The sequence below is a fragment of the Amycolatopsis sp. NPDC003865 genome, assembly GCF_053605345.1.
This window is the reverse complement of sequence record NZ_JBSGJA010000018.1, coordinates 157,875-172,935: the sequence shown is the minus strand read 5'-3', so window position 1 is coordinate 172,935 and position 15,061 is coordinate 157,875. Positions and strand designations below refer to the sequence as shown.

General features: G+C 72.1%; 14 protein-coding genes. 7 read left to right on the top strand and 7 right to left on the bottom strand.

The annotated features are described in order from the left end of the window. Positions 1 to 31: 31 nt before the first annotated feature. Positions 32 to 601 (top strand): class I SAM-dependent methyltransferase, encoded by a 570-nt coding sequence (locus tag ACWEVP_RS35425; RefSeq protein ID WP_452066929.1) that lies wholly within the window; start codon positions 32 to 34, stop codon positions 599 to 601. On the opposite strand, the gene ACWEVP_RS35420 is transcribed toward ACWEVP_RS35425, so the two are convergent. Continuing rightward, positions 598 to 2,361, bottom strand: coding sequence for a serine/threonine-protein kinase (locus ACWEVP_RS35420; RefSeq protein ID WP_452066928.1), 1,764 nt, complete (start codon positions 2,359 to 2,361; stop codon positions 598 to 600). The genes ACWEVP_RS35425 and ACWEVP_RS35420 overlap by 4 nt on opposite strands. 185 nt (positions 2,362 to 2,546) lie before the next feature. On the opposite strand from ACWEVP_RS35420, the gene ACWEVP_RS35415 reads away from it, so the two are divergent. Beyond that, complete coding sequence (locus tag ACWEVP_RS35415) at positions 2,547 to 4,418, top strand: propionyl-CoA synthetase (protein WP_452066999.1); 1,872 nt, start codon at positions 2,547 to 2,549, stop codon at positions 4,416 to 4,418. 65 nt (positions 4,419 to 4,483) lie between these two features. Beyond that, positions 4,484 to 6,049 (top strand): beta-N-acetylhexosaminidase, encoded by a 1,566-nt coding sequence (locus ACWEVP_RS35410; protein WP_452066927.1) that lies wholly within the window; start codon positions 4,484 to 4,486, stop codon positions 6,047 to 6,049. Here ACWEVP_RS35410 and ACWEVP_RS35405 read toward each other — a convergent pair whose 3' ends face one another. Both ACWEVP_RS35405 and ACWEVP_RS35400 read right to left on the bottom strand, forming a co-directional pair. Next, the gene (locus ACWEVP_RS35405; RefSeq protein ID WP_452066926.1) at positions 6,050 to 6,646 is read right to left on the bottom strand and encodes a TetR/AcrR family transcriptional regulator; all 597 of its coding nucleotides are present in this window, start codon (positions 6,644 to 6,646) and stop codon (positions 6,050 to 6,052) included. It abuts the gene before it with no gap. After that, complete coding sequence (locus ACWEVP_RS35400; protein WP_452066925.1) at positions 6,636 to 7,319, bottom strand: MOSC domain-containing protein; 684 nt, start codon at positions 7,317 to 7,319, stop codon at positions 6,636 to 6,638. Before ACWEVP_RS35400 ends, ACWEVP_RS35405 begins: the two co-directional genes overlap by 11 nt. Before the next feature lie 54 nt (positions 7,320 to 7,373). Between ACWEVP_RS35400 and ACWEVP_RS35395 the strand changes: the two genes are divergently transcribed. After that, entirely contained in the window at positions 7,374 to 8,732 is a 1,359-nt protein-coding gene (locus ACWEVP_RS35395; protein ID WP_452066924.1) for a M20 family metallopeptidase, read from the top strand. On the opposite strand, the gene ACWEVP_RS35390 is transcribed toward ACWEVP_RS35395, so the two are convergent. Together ACWEVP_RS35390 and adh are read right to left on the bottom strand one after the other, a co-directional pair. Next, on the bottom strand, positions 8,698 to 9,069 hold the full coding sequence (locus ACWEVP_RS35390) for a DUF779 domain-containing protein (protein ID WP_452066923.1): 372 nt from the start codon (positions 9,067 to 9,069) through the stop codon (positions 8,698 to 8,700). The genes ACWEVP_RS35395 and ACWEVP_RS35390 overlap by 35 nt on opposite strands. After that, complete coding sequence (gene adh, locus ACWEVP_RS35385; protein ID WP_452066922.1) at positions 9,069 to 10,592, bottom strand: aldehyde dehydrogenase; 1,524 nt, start codon at positions 10,590 to 10,592, stop codon at positions 9,069 to 9,071. Before adh ends, ACWEVP_RS35390 begins: the two co-directional genes overlap by 1 nt. Before the next feature lie 128 nt (positions 10,593 to 10,720). Here adh and ACWEVP_RS35380 point away from each other — a divergent pair, with 128 nt between their 5' ends. Further along, entirely contained in the window at positions 10,721 to 12,172 is a 1,452-nt protein-coding gene (locus ACWEVP_RS35380) for a GAF domain-containing protein (protein WP_452066998.1), read from the top strand. 3 nt (positions 12,173 to 12,175) lie between these two features. Here ACWEVP_RS35380 and ACWEVP_RS35375 read toward each other — a convergent pair whose 3' ends face one another. Then, on the bottom strand, positions 12,176 to 12,601 hold the full coding sequence (locus tag ACWEVP_RS35375; RefSeq protein ID WP_452066921.1) for a YybH family protein: 426 nt from the start codon (positions 12,599 to 12,601) through the stop codon (positions 12,176 to 12,178). Positions 12,602 to 12,710: 109 nt separating this feature from the next. On the opposite strand from ACWEVP_RS35375, the gene ACWEVP_RS35370 reads away from it, so the two are divergent. Both ACWEVP_RS35370 and ACWEVP_RS35365 read left to right on the top strand, forming a co-directional pair. Further along, positions 12,711 to 13,508, top strand: coding sequence for an SGNH/GDSL hydrolase family protein (locus ACWEVP_RS35370; protein WP_452066920.1), 798 nt, complete (start codon positions 12,711 to 12,713; stop codon positions 13,506 to 13,508). Further along, the gene (locus tag ACWEVP_RS35365; protein WP_452066919.1) at positions 13,487 to 14,044 is read left to right on the top strand and encodes a TetR/AcrR family transcriptional regulator; all 558 of its coding nucleotides are present in this window, start codon (positions 13,487 to 13,489) and stop codon (positions 14,042 to 14,044) included. Before ACWEVP_RS35370 ends, ACWEVP_RS35365 begins: the two co-directional genes overlap by 22 nt. Here ACWEVP_RS35365 and ACWEVP_RS35360 read toward each other — a convergent pair. After that, on the bottom strand, positions 14,019 to 15,017 hold the full coding sequence (locus tag ACWEVP_RS35360; protein WP_452066918.1) for a GNAT family N-acetyltransferase: 999 nt from the start codon (positions 15,015 to 15,017) through the stop codon (positions 14,019 to 14,021). The two genes, ACWEVP_RS35365 and ACWEVP_RS35360, sit on opposite strands and share 26 nt — an antisense overlap. Between the last annotated feature and the right edge of the window lie 44 nt (positions 15,018 to 15,061).

Sequence of the window (15,061 nt, the reverse complement as noted above, 5' to 3'; positions counted from 1 at the left end):
GCCACTCCCGCCCCGAAATAGCGTCGGACGCATGCCGATGAACCTGATCCACCGCAAGATCTGCAGCTCGGAGAAATGGGCGGCCACCGTCGAGGAGCGGCTGACGCCGTGGCTGGAGCAACGCGACCTCGGTGACGACGTCCTCGAGATCGGGCCCGGCTTCGGCGCTACCACGAGCGTGCTGCTCAAGGCGGTCCCCAAGCTGACGGTCCTGGAGATCGACCCCGCGTCGAGCGAGCTGCTGCGGGCGAAGTACGGCGACCGCGCGGAGGTCGTCGAGGGCAGCGGCGCGGAGATGCCGTTCGAGGACGGCCGCTTCTCCGCCGTCGTGTGCTTCACGATGCTGCACCACGTCCCGACGAAGGAGCTGCAGGACGCGATCTTCGCCGAGGCCGCGCGGGTCCTGCGCCCGGGCGGCACGTACTGCGGCAGCGACGGCCAGCTCAACCTCAGGTTCCGCCTGCTGCACATCGGCGACACGATGAACGTCGTCGACGCGGCGACGTTCCCGGCGCGCCTGGAGAAGGCGGGCTTCGAGCAGGTGAAGATCCAGCACCACCCCAAGGAGCTGCTGATCTTCGAGGCCGTGAAGCCCGCTTAGCGGCGGGGCATCTGGCCGCCCGGCTGACGCGGCACCACGCGCGTCACCGGGCCGTCGGCCGACTTGCCCGCCCGCGACAGCCAGCCCTCGACCTCGCGCCGCACGGCGTTCAGCGTCGGACGCCGGCGCGGCTCCGGGTCCAGTGAGGCCGCCAGCAGCCGCGCGTGCGCGCTGCGCTGGGGCAGCCGGGACACCGGTTCGGCCCGGGCCGCGGCCATCAGGGCCGCCATCGGAGTCTCGCGCGTGCCACGCGGGGGCTGGCCGGACAGGGCGTAGCTGATCGTCGCCGCCAGCTGCCACGCGTCCGACGCCGGCGAAGCCGCCGAACCCATCGCCTGCTCCGGGGCTACGAAGTCCGGCGTACCGATCATCATCCCGGTCGCCGTCATCTTGGAGTCGCCCTGGCTGCGGGCGATGCCGAAGTCGATCAGGTGGGCCAGGCCGCTCGGGTCGAGGATGACATTCGACGGCTTGATGTCGCGGTGCAGGACGCCCTTCTCGTGCGCCGCGGCGAGCGCGCCGGCCATCGTCGCCCACAGGCGGCCGGCCGCGACGTCGTCGAGCGGGCCCTGGCCGTCGACCAGCTCGGCCAGCGGACGGCCTTCGAGGTACTCCATGACCAGCGCGAGCCCGTCCGGCTCCTCGGCCAGGTCGTACACCTTGACGCAGTTCGGGTGGCTCACGACGGCCAGCGCGCGGGCCTCGCGCTGCATGCGCTCGGCGGTGTCGCGGTCCGGCGCGTGCGCGATCTTCAGCGCGACCGTGCGGTTGAGCTGGGTGTCGACGGCCTGCCAGACCGTGCCGAAGCCACCCGCGCCGAGCTGCTTGACGCGGCGGTAGCGGCTGCCGCCCGCGTTGCGCGAGCCGGGCGGCGGCGGGATCGGGCCGGGGGCCGCGGCCAGCGCGCCGGCCATCGGCGGGGGCTCGGGTGCCGACGCAAGCGCCGTCTTGGGGTACGGCCGGTTGACCGGGGGCGGCGGAGGCGGTGGCGGGGTCGGGCGCGGCTGGACCTGCGACGGCGGCGGGCCCTGCGGCTCCTGGTCGCGGCGCGGCGGCGCGTCCGAGCGGTTGATCACCGACCACGGCGGCGGCCCGACCATCGCGACCGGGATCAGGCCCAGCACGCTGAACGGCAGGAAGCCGAGCCAGAAGTGCAGCGCGGTGTTCGCCTCCATGCCGACGCTGAACGCGAGCATCGCGGCGAACGGGATCCAGAAGAACCGCGACGGCCACTTCGGGCCGCGGCGGAAGGCGGTGCGGCCCTGCAGCATCACGAACAGCAGCGAACCGGCACCCAGCACGATGAACGCCAGCAGGTAGACGAAGAACGGGAGGTCGTCGGCGCCGGTGCTGCGGGAGGAAAAGACGTCGAAGACGGTCTGCCGGCCACCCAGGTAGTCCACCTGGGAATCGACCCAGCAGCCGCCGGGGCCCCGCAGCGTCGACAGCTCGGTCGCCGACAGCCCGGTCTTGCCCTTGGCGAACGCGGCGCGGTAGACGCCCGAGACGCCGTTGGACAGCAGCCACGGCAGGACGAGCGCACTGACCAGCCCGATCGCGGCGAAGACGCCCAGCGTCGTGGCGTCGTAGCGGTTGCCGGTGCCCTTCCGGATGATCGACACGGCGAGCGCGCCGGCCGGCGGGATCAGCGCGACGAGCGCGCCGGCCGCACTCGTGGCCCAGACCCAGTCGCCGGGGCAGAAGCCCGGGCCGAACAAGGAATGGGCTAGCGAGAGCAACGCGCTCGCGAGTCCGTTCACCGCCGGATCCCCTCACTGTCCGTGTTCACTTCGCACCGCCACGCGGCATTTCCCCGCGGTCCAGCTTAGGACGCGGCCGGCCGCCGTGAGGTTGCCGGGTCTTCAGCCTGCCCGGAATCCGGCGAGCCCGCCGCTCCCGCGCCATGATGGGGTCGGTGCGGACGTTCGACGCGAAGGAGCGGGGCATGGGCGCGTACGCCGAGGCCTACCGGCGCAGCCTGGCGGATCCGGAGGCGTTCTGGCTGGCAGCGGCCGGGAACATCAGCTGGACGAAGGTCCCGCGACGGGCTCTGGACAGCTCGAACCCACCCTTCTACCGGTGGTTCCCGGACGGCGAGCTGAACACCTCCGCCAACGCGCTCGACCGGCACGTCGAGGCCGGCCGCGGCGGCCAGGCCGCGCTGATCTGGGACTCCCCCGTGACCGGACAGCAACGGACCTACAGCTACGAAGAGCTGCGGGACACCGTCGCGAAGTTCGCCGGTGCGCTCAGCTCACTCGGGGTCACGAAGGGTGACCGCGTCATCGTCTACCTGCCGATGGTGCCCGAAGCGGCGATCGCGATGCTGGCCTGCGCGCGGATCGGCGCGGTGCACTCGGTGGTCTTCGGCGGCTTCGCGCCGAAGGAGCTCGCGGCGCGGATCGAGGACGCGAAGCCCAAGGTGATCCTGGCGGCCTCCTGCGGCATCGAGCCGACGCGGGTCGTCGAGTACAAGCCGATCATCGACGCCGCCCTCGGGATGACCGAGCACCAGCCCGACCACGTCGTCGTGCTCCAGCGCGAGCAGGCGCCGGCCCAGCTGGCCAAGCGGGACCTCGACTGGCGCGAGCTGGCGGCGGCCGCCACGCCGGCCGACCCGGTGCCGGTCGCGGCCACCGACCCGCTCTACATCCTCTACACGTCCGGGACCACCGGTAAGCCGAAGGGCGTCGTGCGCGACACCGGCGGCCACGCCGTCGCGCTCGCCTACTCGATGGACGCCATCTACGACGTCCACGCCGGCGACGTCTGGTGGACGGCGTCCGACGTCGGCTGGGTCGTCGGGCACTCCTACATCGTGTACGCGCCGCTGCTGGTCGGGGCGACCACCGTGCTCTACGAGGGCAAGCCGGTCGGCACGCCGGACGCGGGCGCGTTCTGGCGGGTCATCGCCGAGCACGGCGTCCAGGCGCTGTTCACCGCGCCGACCGCGCTGCGGGCGATCAAGAAGGTCGACCCGGACGCGCGCGAGCTGGAGAAGCACGACCTCAAGGCGTTCCGGACGCTCTTCATGGCCGGCGAACGGCTCGACCCGGAGACCTACCACTGGGCGCACGAGAAGCTCGGCACGCCGGTGATCGACCACTGGTGGCAGACCGAGACCGGCTGGCCGATCGCGGCCAACCCGCGGGGCCTGGAGCCCCTGGAGGTCAAGGCCGGGTCCGCGACCAAGCCCGTCCCCGGCTGGGACGTCCGGATCCTCGACCAGGCGGGCGACGAGCTGCCGGCCGGGCGCGAGGGCGCCATCACGGTCAAGCTGCCGCTGCCGCCGGGCTCGCTGCCGACGCTGTGGGGCGACGACGAGCGCTACCGCGAGGCCTACCTCTCCCGCTACGACGGGTACTACCTGACCGGCGACTCCGGTTTCCTCGACGAGGACGGCTACCTGTTCGTCATGGGCCGCACCGACGACGTCATCAACGTCGCCGGGCACCGGCTTTCGACGGGTTCGATGGAAGCCGTGCTGGCCTCGCACCCGGCCGTCGCCGAGTGCGCGGTCATCGGCGTCGCCGACCAGCTCAAGGGCCAGCTGCCCCGCGGGTTCGTCGTGCTGAAGGCGGGCGCGGACATCGGGGAAGAACAGCTGCGCGACGAGCTCGTGGCGCTGGTGCGCCGGGACATCGGGCCGGTCGCCGCGTTCCGCGATGTGTCCATTGTGGACGCACTGCCGAAGACGCGGTCGGGCAAGATCCTGCGCAAGACCATGCGCGCGATCGCCGACGGGCGCGACGAGGCCGTGCCCTCCACGATCGAGGACCCGAGCGTCCTGGAAGCCATCCGCGCCGCCCTTCGTTAAGGACTGTTCCAAATGCCCCGGCTGGTCTGTACCTTTGGGAGGAGTCCCCGACCGGAGGTGCCCTGATGCGCTTGTCCAGAGCCGTCTTGACCGCGGCGATCGTGAGTCTCACGGCCGTCGGCGTCCCCGCTGCCGCGGTGGCCGCGCCGGCCGCCCCGGAACGCAGCGTGACCGACGTCGTCCCGGCGCCCGTCTCGGCGAAGGCCGACCCGCGAGGCGGCTTCAAGCTGACACCGTTCACCGTGATCACCGCCGGCCGCGGCGCCGGCCAGGTCGCGGACTACCTGCGCGGCCTGCTGCGCCCGGCCACCGGCTACCCGCTGCCGGTCGTGCCGCACGCCGCCGGCGGGCCCGCGATCGCGCTGGAGCTCGGGCACGACCCGCGGATCGGCACCGAGGGTTACGAGCTGAAGGTCGCGCGCGACGGCGTCTCGCTGAAGGCCAACACCGCGGACGGGCTCTTCGAGGGCGTCCAGTCGCTGCGGCAGCTGCTGCCGTCGGCGATCGACGCGAAGCGCGTCCAGCACCGGACGTGGACGGTCGCCGGCGGCACGATCCTCGACTACCCGCGCTTCGGCGAGCGCGGCGCGATGCTCGACGTCGCCCGGCACTTCTTCCAGCCGGACCAGGTCAAGCGGTACATCGACCAGATCGCCCAGTACAAGATCAACACCCTGCACCTGCACCTCGCGGACGACCAGGGCTGGCGGATCGAGATCAAGAGCTGGCCGAAGCTGGCGACGGTCGGCGGCAAGACCGCGGTCGACGGCGACCCGGGCGGCTACTACACGCAGAAGCAGTACCAGGACATCGTCGCCTACGCGGCTTCGCGGCACATCACGGTGATCCCCGAGATCGACATGCCGGGTCACACGAACGCGGCGCAGTCGACGTACGCGGAGCTGAACTGCGACGGCAAGGCCGTCCCGGTGCGCACGGACACCGAGGTCGGGTACAGCTCGCTGTGCATCTCCTCGCCGATCACGTACAAGTTCGTCGAGGACGTCGTGCGCGAGCTGGCGGCCATCACCCCCGGGCCGTACCTGCACATCGGCGGCGACGAGGCGCACTCCACCCCGCCGGCGGACTACATCGCGTTCGAGAAGAAGGTGCAGCCGATCGTCGCCAAGTACGGCAAGAAGGTCACCGGCTGGCACGAGATCGCCAAGTCGGACCCGCCCGCGTCGGCGGTCCCGCAGTACTGGGACTTCGGCGGGGACAACCCGAGTGTCGCGGCCGCGGCGGCGCGGGGCAGCAAGATCCTGATGTCGCCGGCGAACTACGCGTACCTGGACATGAAGTACAACCCCTCGACCCCGCTCGGCCAGGACTGGGCCGCGTTGATCGAGGTGCGCGACGGGTACAACTGGGACCCGGCGTCGCTCGTGACGGGCGTCGGTGAGAAGCAGGTGGCGGGCGTCGAGGCACCGCTGTGGACCGAGACGATCCGCACGAGCGCCGACATCGAGTACATGGCGTTCCCGCGCCTGCCGGGCATCGCGGAGATCGGCTGGTCCCCGAAGGCGACGCACGACTGGGATGCCTACCGGGCGCGCCTGGCCAAGCAGAGCCCCCGCTGGGTGACCCAGGGCATCAACTTCTACCGGAGCCCGCAGGTCGACTGGAAGTAGTCACGCACCGGCCAGGCGGGCGCGAATCGCTCGCCTGGCCAGCGCGTACGCCTTCGTCCCCCCGTGGAGGACCGCGTCGGCGTTGGCCGCGCGGCCCAGTGCGTGCAGCTCGAAAGCCAGGACTTCCGGGTCCGCGTCGAGGTGGCCGAGTGCGACCGCTTCGACAGCCGTCTCGCGGATGAACGCGGCGAACGAGCCGCTCGCCGAAGCCACCGCGTCGTGGACCCGGCCGGGTCGCGCGTCGAACTCCGCGCCGACGTTGAAGAAGAAGCAGCCGCCGGGAAAGACGCGTTTTTCCGAATACTCCAGCCAGTTCTCGCAGATCGCCCGCAGCCGCGGCAGGCCCGGCCCGACCTCGCGGGACGGCGTCACGACGTGCGCCTCGAAGATGCCGAAAGCCGCTTCGATCGTCGCGAGCTGCAGCTCCTCCTTCGAGCCGAACAGCGCGAACACGCCGCTCTTGCTCAGCTCCAGCTCGGTGGCCAGCCGGCCGAGGGACAGCCCCTCCAGCCCGTCGACCGACGCGACGTCCGCCGCCCGGCGCAGGACCAGGCGGCGGGTCGCGTCGCCGCGGGCGAGGCGGCCGTCAACCGGCACGCCGCGCCCGCCATCGGTCCACAGTGGACTGGACGCCGGCGCTCCACTGCTCCGCCAGCGCCGGGGTCGCCAGCACGCGATCGGCGAGGTCCAGCGCCGCCTGGACGTGCTCCTCCGGCAGCTGACCGTAATTCGCGAACGAGATGACGTACACCTCGGCGACCGTCGGCCCGTCCGCGCGCTCGACCACCTCCAGCGCGCCGGACGTCGGCACGACACCCGGCCGCAGCACGCGCAGGTACCAGCCGCTGCGCCCGGAGTCGATCATCGCCGGCGCGATGTCCTTGCGGCCGGTCTTCATGGCGAGCTTGAAGCACGGCGACCGCGGCTGCGAGACCTGCACGAGCGCGTCGCCCCAGGCCCAGACGTCCCCGATCCGCACGTCGTCCTCGGTGAGGCCGGACAGCGAGACGTTCTCGCCGAAGTCGGCCGTGCCGACCTCGAAGCCGTCTTCCCGCCAGGCCGCGTAGTGCTCGGCGGGATAGACGTAGACCGCCTTGTCGGGACCCCCGTGGACGGTGAGGTCGGCCTGCCGGTCGCCGTCGAGGTTCAGCTCCGTCAGCCGCAGCTCCGGCGCGGTGACCAGCGCCTTCGTGATCCCGCTCAGCACCGGCCGCTCCCGCCGGTACCCCAGGACGCTCGGTTCGCCCACGTAGACGCTGTCGACGTTCATGCCCCGAAGATAGCACGACCGTTCGTATTGTTTTTGCCCTTTAGGCTGGCGGTCATGGAACTGCTCGACCAGGCCCGCGCCCACGTCGACTCCGGCGCCTTCTTCGCCGAACTCGCCCGGCTCGTCTCCTATCCCACGGTGAGCGACGCTCCCGAGGGCCGGGACGCGATCCAGGCGTACCTCGACGAAGTCCTGACCCCGGCGCTGGCCGGCCTCGGCTGCGAGGTGTCCCAGCACCCCAACCCGGACCCGGCGGGCGGCCCGTTCCTCGTCGGCGTCCGCACCGAGGGAGAAGACCTGCCGACGCTGCTCTGCTACGGCCACGCGGACGTCGTCGGCGAAGCGGGCCAGTGGCGTGACGGCCTGGACCCGTGGACGCTCACCGCGGACGGCGACCGCTGGTACGGCCGCGGCACCGCCGACAACAAGGGCCAGCACCTGATCAACCTCACGGCGTTGCGGCTGCTCCTCGAAGCACGCGGAAGACTGGGCTTCAACCTCAAGTTCCTCTTCGAGACCGGCGAAGAGATCGGCTCCCCCGGCCTCACCGAGTTCGCGGCCCAGGAGAAGGACCTCCTCCGAGCCGACGTCCTGATCGCCTCCGACGGCCCACGCCTCGACGCGGCGACCCCGACGTTGTTCCTCGGCGCCCGCGGCGGCGTCCGGATCGCCCTCGACGCCGACCTGCGCCCGGACGCCGCCCACTCCGGCAACTGGGGCGGAATCCTGCGCAACCCCGCGACGACGCTCGCCGCCGCGATCGCGAGCCTGGTCGACGGCCACGGCCGCATCCAGGTCCCGGAGCTGCTGCCGCCGGAGCTGCCGGACACCGTGCGCGCCGCGCTGGCCGACGTGGCCGTCGACGCGGCGGACGAGGGCTGGGGCGACCCGCGGCTCAGCCCCGCCGAGCGGCTCTACGGCTGGAACACCCTGGAGGTGCTCGCGCTCGGCGCGGGTGACCCCGGCCGCCCGGTCAACGCGATCCCCGGCCGGGCGCGAGCGGTCCTGCAGCTGCGGTACGTCGCGGGCACCGACGTCGACGGCGTCGCGCCCGCCATCCGGAAACACCTTGCCGCGCAGGGTTTCCCGATGATCCACGTCAAAGCCGACGCCACCTTCCTCGCCAGCCGCACGCCGGTCGACGACCCGTGGGCGAGCTGGGCCAAGTCCATTTTGGACGCGGTCGCGGGCAAGCCCGTCGCGTTGCTGCCCAGCTTCGGCGGCGGGCTGCCCAACCACGTCTTCACCGACGTCCTCGGGCTGGCGACGCTGTGGCTGCCGCACTCCTACCCCGGCTGCCTGCAGCACGCGCCGGACGAGCACCTGCTCGCCCCGGTCGCCCGGGAAGGCCTGGTGCTCGCCACGGCGTTGTTCGGCGCTATCGGTTCAGCGCCGCCGACTCTTCGTCGGTGAGCAGCCGGGAGCGGATCAGGAAGCGCACGCCTTCGGGCGCCTCCAGGGAAAACCCGCTCCCGCGGCCGGGCACGACGTCGATCGTCAGGTGCGTGTGCTTCCAGTACTCGAACTGCGGCCCCGACATCCACACCGGCACGTCCTCGATGCCCTCGACTTCGAGCGAACCGAGGTTCACGTCGGACGCGCCGGTGCGGAACTCCCCGGCCGGGTAGCACATCGGGGCGCTGCCGTCGCAGCACCCGCCGGACTGGTGGAACATCACCGGGCCGTGGAGCGACACCAGCCGCCGCAGCAGCACCGCGGCGGCCGGTGTCAGGTCGACTCGGTGCGTCATCAGAAGAACCCGAGCGCCTGGTCGGAGTAGGAGACGAGCATGTTCTTCGTCTGCTGGTAGTGGTCGAGCATCATCTTGTGGTTCTCACGGCCGATGCCGGACGCCTTGTAGCCGCCGAACGCCGCGTGCGCCGGGTAGGCGTGGTAGTTGTTCACCCAGACGCGGCCCGCCTGGATGTCGCGGCCGGCGCGGTAGGCGGTGTTGCCGTCGCGCGACCAGACGCCGGCGCCGAGGCCGTACAGCGTGTCGTTGGCGATCTTCAGCGCGTCGGCGTAGTCGTCGAACTTCGCCACCGAGACGACCGGGCCGAAGATCTCCTCCTGGAAGATCCGCATCTTGTTGTCGCCCGCGAACACCGTCGGCTCGACGTAGTAGCCGCCGGACAGCTCGCCGCCGAGGTCGCTGCGCGCGCCGCCGGTGAGGATCTCGGCGCCCTCCTGCTTGCCGATGTCGATGTAGGACAGGATCTTCTCGAGCTGGTCGTTGGACGCCTGCGCGCCGATCATCGTCTCGGTGTCGAGCGGGTGACCCTGCTTGATCTTGCGGACGCGCTCGACGCCGTCGCCGAGGAACTTGTCGTAGATACCGGACTGGATCAGCGCCCGCGACGGGCAGGTGCAGACCTCGCCCTGGTTCAGCGCGAAGAGCGCGAAGCCCTCCTGCGCCTTGTCGTAGAAGGCGTCGTTGGCCGCGGCGACGTCGTCGAAGAAGATGTTCGGGCTCTTGCCGCCGAGCTCGACGGTCACCGGGATGATGTTCTCGCTGGCGTACTGCAGGATCAGCCGCCCGGTGGTGGTCTCGCCGGTGAAGGCCACCTTGCGGACGCGGTTGCTGGAGGCCAGCGGCTTGCCCGCTTCGACGCCGAAGCCGTTGACGATGTTGACCACGCCCGGCGGGATCAGGTCGCCGATGATCGAGAACAGCAGGTGGATCGACGCCGGTGTCTGCTCGGCCGGCTTGAGCACGATCGCGTTGCCCGCGGCCAGCGCCGGGGCGAGCTTCCAGACCGCCATCAGGATCGGGAAGTTCCACGGGATGATCTGCGCGACCACGCCGAGCGGCTCGTGGAAGTGGTAGGCGACGGTGTTCTCGTCGATCTGCGAGATGCCGCCCTCCTGGGCGCGCAGGGCACCGGCGAAGTAGCGGAAGTGGTCGATGGCCAGCGGGATGTCGGCGGCCAGGGTCTCGCGGACCGGCTTGCCGTTCTCCCACGACTCGGCGACCGCGATCGCCTCGAGGTTCCGCTCCATCCGGTCGGCGATCTTCAGCAGGGTGTTCGCGCGTTCTTCGATCGAGGTCCGGCCCCAGGCCGGCGCCGCGCCGTGGGCGGCGTCGAGGGCCTTTTCGACGTCGTCGGCGTTGCCCCGGGCGATCTCGCAGAAGGTCTTGCCGGTGACGGGGGTGGGGTTCTCGAAGTACTGGCCGCTCGCGGGCGGCACGTACTCGCCGCCGATGTAGTGGTCGTAGCGCGCCTCGTAGCTGACGACGCTGCCTTCGGTGTTCGGTGCGGCGTACTGGACCATCTTCCCTGCCTCGTTGCTCGGAGTGACGGAGTGCCGCGAACGTAGGTCCGGCAACGTTGCAAGCGCGTTGCACCGCGGCGTGCGGGCTATCTACGCTGGTGAACGTGGCAGAGGCGCCCGAACCGGAGATGCTGCGGGACCCCGAGTCCTACGCGCGGCTGCTGAAGCACGTCCGGGACGCGGTGCTGGCCGGGGTCCCGGGCCCGCGCTCGCCACGCTCAGTGGTCTCCGCCTCGTGGAACCGCTCACTCGCCGCCCGGGTCGACCCGGACGACGGCGAAGCCCCGTTCGTGTACTCCTCGGACGCCCTTTCGTCACTGCGCGAAGCCCATCCACTGGCCCCGGTGCTGCCGGTGCTGCGGCAGATGCTGGTGAGCATCGCCGACGACGCCGAGCACGTGATGATCGTGACCGACGCCGAAGGCCTGATCCTGTGGCGCGAGGGCGCGGCGGGCCAGCTGCTGCGCGGCGACCGCGTCGGGCTCACCGAGGGCACCCGGTGGAGCGAAGCGGCGATCGGCACCAACGCCATGGGCACGGCGCTGGCCACCGGCGAGCCGGTGCAGATCCACTCGGCCGAGCACCTGGTCCGGCGCTACCACACGTGGACGTGCGCGGCGGCGCCCGTGCGCGACCCCGAGACCGGTGTCCTGCTCGGTTCGATCGACGTCAGCGGGCCGTTGCGCACGGTGCACCCGGCGATGATCTCGCTGGTCACGGCGACGGCCCAGCTCGCCGAAGGCCAGCTGCGCGCCCAGCTCGCGATCCGCGACGAACGCCTGCGGCGCGTCAACATGCCGCACCTGGAATCCCTGCGCGGCCGCCCCGGCGCGCTGCTGTCGGCCGGCGGCCGCGTGCTGGCCGCCCAGGCGTGCCTCCTGCCATCCACAGTGGACGTCCGGCGCGGCGGCGGCACGGTCGCCCTGCCCGACGGCCGGCTCGCCACGGTCGAGCCCCTGGACGAGGGCTACCTGCTCCGGCTCGCTTCCGGCGGTGGCGGCGGCCGGCGGTCGCGGCTGCGGCTGGAGTACCTGACCGACGGCCCGCACACGACCACTGTGGATGGTCGCGAAGTCCCGTTGACGTTGCGGCACGCGGAGATCCTGACGCTGCTGGCGCTGCACCCCAAGGGGCTTTCGGCCGAACGGCTGGCCCTGCAGCTCTACGGCGAGACCGGCAACCCGGTGACGGTCCGCGCGGAGATCCACCGCCTGCGCTCGCAGCTGGGCGCCTCGGTCGTGCAGACGCGCCCGTACCGCCTGGCGGCCGACGTCGACGCGGACTTCGCGACGGCCAAGGCGCGCCTGCGTGCCGGATCGGCGTCCGACGTGCTACGCCTCTTCCGCGGACCGCTGCTGCCGGAGTCGGAGGCGCCCGCGATCCGCGAGGAGCGCGAGACGCTCACGGCCCAGGTGCGCCAAGTGGCGCTGAACAGCGGCGACCCGGGTGTGCTGTGGTCGTTCTGGGAAACCGCCTGCGGCGTCGACGACTTCGCGGTGCTGGACGCCCTGCTGCGGACGCTCCCGGCGGCCGACCCGCGGCGGGCCGCCGTCTCGGCCCACCGCGCGCGCCTCGCCTGAGCGTCACGGCTCGAGGTCGGTCACGCCCTTGCCGGTCGCGAAGTCGAACGGCACGGACGCCTGGTCGTGGACGATCGACCAGCCGTCGCCGGTCTTGCGGAGCACGAAGGTGGCCCGGACCCACATGCCCTGCGCCACCGTCCCGTCGCGCAAGGTACCGCTGACCCGGCCGAAGCCGTGACCGACGGCCAGGTCGGTGTCCAGGAGGACGGTCAGGTCGCGCAGCTCGTAGTCCACCTCGTCGAAGAGGGCGAAGACCTTCGCCCAGTTCTTGAGCTTCGCGTCGACCCCGACGTGCTGCAGCGGCGGCTCGACGTCGTAGGACACGACGTCGGAGACGTAGAGCCGCCGCAGTGCCTCGAGGTCCTTGGCTCGCAGCCCTTCGACGATCTTGCCGATGTGCTGCCGGATTTCCGATTCGAGTGTCATACCGGCCTGACGAAGCGGGACCCCGGATTGTGACGACCGATGTAGACAGCGTCTACAGAAGTTTGATAGACAGTGTCTACAAGGTGAACCAGGGGTTACGGAGATCGGGATGAGCTACCACCGTTTCGTCGTCCTCGGCGACAGCTGCGCCGAAGGGCTCGACGACCCGTACCCCGGCCGGCGCGCCTACCGGGGCTGGGCCGACTTCGTCGCCGCCCGCCTCGCGCAGGACGAGCCGGACTTCCGCTACGCCAACCTGGCCGTCCGCGGGCGGCGGCTCGACCAGATCGTCCCCGAGCAGGTCCCGGCCGCGACGCGGCTGGAGCCCGACCTCGTCGCCCTCTTCGGCGGCGGCAACGACGTCATGAGCCGAGGATGGGACGCGCGGACCGTCGCCCGGCGGGTCGACGCCGCCGTCCGCGCGTGCACCGAGATTTCGCCCGTCGTGGTCACCTTCACCCTCAGCGACGTCTCCCACCGGATGCCGCTCGGCCGCCGGATGCGGCCGCGGATCGTCGCGCTCAACGAGGCCATCCGCGAGGCCGCCGTCAGCTACGGCGCCCTGCTCATCGACCTGTGGCCCGACCAGGCGGTCACCGACTCGCGGTACTTCGGCGCCGACCGGCTGCACCTGTCCGCGCACGGCCATCGCCGGCTCGCCGCGTACGTCCTCGGCCTGCTCGGCGTCAGCCACGACCCCGCGTGGCTCGAACCCCTGCCCGGCGTCGCGGCCCCCGGCAGCTGGCGCGCCGACGCGCACTGGCTGCTGCGCGAGGTCCTGCCGGTCGCGGTGACGCGCACGCGCAACCGGCTGATCGGCCGCCAGCCCGGCGACGGCTTCTTCCCGAAGCGCCCGGAGCTGCTCCCCATGACCCGGGACGAGGCATGGGCACCCGGCAACGCCTGATCGACACCGCGTCCGAGCTGCTGGCCGGCAGCGGCGTCGACGCGGTGACGCTGCGCGGGATCGCGAAGGCCGCGGGCGTTTCGCACGGCGCGCCGCTGCGGCACTTTTCCGGCCGCGCGGAACTGCTCTCCGCCGTGGCGACGCGCGGGTACGCCGAGCTGCTCTCCCGCCGTGACACGCTGCCGGGGAACACGCCCCGGGAACGGCTGACGGCCGCGTGCCACAGCTACCTCGACTTCGCGCTGGCGAACCCGGCGATGTTCGAGCTGATGTTCCGCCGCGACCTGGTGGACGCGGACGACCCGGCGCTCTCGGCGGCGGCGAGCGCGGTGTTCGACACGTTCGCGGTGCTGGTGGCGGCGGTCCCGACCCCGCTCGCCCGCTCGGGCGCCGACCTGCGGCTGGTCGCGGCCTCGCTGTGGGCGGCACTGCACGGGCTGGCACAGCTGTGGTTGTGGGGCGGCCTGGCGGGGGCGAGCTTCGCGCCGTCGCCGGAGTCGGCGCTGGCCGTCACGCTGGACGCGTACCTGGGCTGAGCTCCCGCTGCACGGCGATCATCGACGGCAATGTCCGGTAGCCGACCTCCTGGTTGACGCGGATCATGTGCTCGTTTTCGGCACCGGTGGTGGTGCTGATCCGGGCGACGGCGGGCCGCTCGGCGAGCAGCCACCGCGCCATGTGCGCCTTCACGCAGCGGCCGAGGCCCCGCCCCCGGTGCGCGGCCACCACGGCGGTGTCCCGCTGGTAGCCCCAGTCCGGCCGGCGAGGGTGCACGCAGACCTCGGTGAAGGCGGCGACGTCCCCGGTGCGCTCGTGGACCGCGGCCACGATCCGCTGCTCGAGGCCCTGCGCCCGCGCCTCGGCTTCGGCGGCCCGCACCCGCGCGGGCGACCACTGCGGCCAGCGGAGGTCCGACTCCCCGAGCGGGGCGTCGTGGATCGCGTCACGCGCGGCGGCGTAGGAATCGAGCACCGCGTCCGGCGCGGCACCGGTCCACCGCAGCAGCCGGTAGCCCGCCGGAACCGGGACGTCCCAGCGCGACCGGTCGGCTTCGGCGGTCACCAGCTCCTGCCGCACGATCGTGCGCACCGGCCGGAACCCCATCGCCGCGGCCCACGGCTCGCCCGCGGTGCCGGCGACGACTTCCCAGCCTTCGATGACCCGCCGGTCCCGCTCCCGCAGGAGGGGCAGGACCGCGCGCAGCATCGCGCCGCCGATCCCCGCGCGCCGGGCGGCCGGGTGGACGACGACGTGCGTCAACCCGATCGCGCTGTTCTCGGCTTCGAGGAAGTACACCTGGGCGAGCGCGACGAGGTCGCCCCCGCGGAAGCCCAGCAGGCGCTCGGCCGGCCCCATGCCGGGCAGCGACCGCGTCCACCGCCCGGCCAGTTCCGCCAGCGGCAGTGGCGGTTCGCCGGGCCGGTCGGCGTGGTGGCACGCCACCAGCAGGTCGTGGCAGCGGGCGATGTCGGCCGCCGCGGCGTCGAACCGCACGATCTCCAAGTCCAAAGCTCCCCCTCCGGTCGTCACCTCCAGTGTTCCAGGACACGCCG

Bases quoted from the DNA above. Each gene is read 5' to 3' on its own strand.
- ACWEVP_RS35425 (WP_452066929.1), top strand. From the start codon at position 32: ATGCCGATGAACCTGATCCACCGCAAGATCTGCAGCTCGGAGAAATGG.
- ACWEVP_RS35415 (WP_452066999.1), top strand. From the start codon at position 2,547: ATGGGCGCGTACGCCGAGGCCTACCGGCGCAGCCTGGCGGATCCGGAG.
- ACWEVP_RS35410 (WP_452066927.1), top strand. From the start codon at position 4,484: ATGCGCTTGTCCAGAGCCGTCTTGACCGCGGCGATCGTGAGTCTCACG.
- ACWEVP_RS35400 (WP_452066925.1), bottom strand. From the start codon at position 7,319: ATGAACGTCGACAGCGTCTACGTGGGCGAACCGAGCGTCCTGGGGTAC.
- ACWEVP_RS35395 (WP_452066924.1), top strand. From the start codon at position 7,374: ATGGAACTGCTCGACCAGGCCCGCGCCCACGTCGACTCCGGCGCCTTC.
- ACWEVP_RS35390 (WP_452066923.1), bottom strand. From the start codon at position 9,069: ATGACGCACCGAGTCGACCTGACACCGGCCGCCGCGGTGCTGCTGCGG.
- adh (WP_452066922.1), bottom strand. From the start codon at position 10,592: ATGGTCCAGTACGCCGCACCGAACACCGAAGGCAGCGTCGTCAGCTAC.
- ACWEVP_RS35380 (WP_452066998.1), top strand. From the start codon at position 10,721: ATGCTGCGGGACCCCGAGTCCTACGCGCGGCTGCTGAAGCACGTCCGG.
- ACWEVP_RS35375 (WP_452066921.1), bottom strand. From the start codon at position 12,601: ATGACACTCGAATCGGAAATCCGGCAGCACATCGGCAAGATCGTCGAA.
- ACWEVP_RS35370 (WP_452066920.1), top strand. From the start codon at position 12,711: ATGAGCTACCACCGTTTCGTCGTCCTCGGCGACAGCTGCGCCGAAGGG.
- ACWEVP_RS35365 (WP_452066919.1), top strand. From the start codon at position 13,487: ATGGGCACCCGGCAACGCCTGATCGACACCGCGTCCGAGCTGCTGGCC.